Genomic DNA, 578 nt, shown 5'->3' with positions numbered 1-578 from the left:
AATGGCGTAGCGTGCTGTCGGACAATATTACTTTGCGGCCTTTAGAACCTGCGGGGAGGGGAACTAGAATACGCCAGCCGCTGTGTCTTACGATGGTGGATGCCGTCGCTGACCTTTATCAACAATTTGTGAAACACTACACAGGTGGAGACTACGCCATTTTTGGGCATAGTCTCGGAGGGATCATGGCCTTCGAACTGGTGCATTATATTCTCGATCATGGACATGACATGCCATGCGCGCTGTTTTTTTCCGGCTGTCGCCCACCCGATCGGGCCTCTCATGAAGTAATACTGCATACCTTGCCCGATCAGGCGTTTATGGAAGAGATCGTCAAGCTGGGCGGAACTCCGGTTGATGTCTTTCGTAATAAAGAGTTAATGACAATTTTCACCCCCATCATTAAAAACGATTATCGGCTCTATGAGCAGTATGTATTTCAGGCCAAGGCGCGCACATTAACCTGTCCGATCGTGCTATTTCATGGCGATGCTGACAATCTGGTAATGCAGGATGAATTACTTGCATGGGAAAAATTCACCACACGAAAGACGCGGACTATTATATTTCCTGCTGCC

General features: G+C 48.3%; 1 protein-coding gene. It reads left to right on the top strand.

The window, feature by feature from the left end:
• Nucleotides 1-578: colibactin biosynthesis thioesterase ClbQ (gene clbQ, locus F1381_RS27940; protein WP_151738073.1), on the top strand; the 578-nt coding region annotated here is incomplete at both ends.

Origin of the sequence: Paenibacillus tengchongensis (assembly GCF_008973665.1) — a bacterium.
Lineage (GTDB): Bacteria > Bacillota > Bacilli > Paenibacillales > Paenibacillaceae > Paenibacillus_AQ > Paenibacillus_AQ tengchongensis.
The sequence above is the reverse complement of the archived record's forward strand: the minus strand, read 5'-3'. Positions and strand labels throughout refer to the sequence as shown.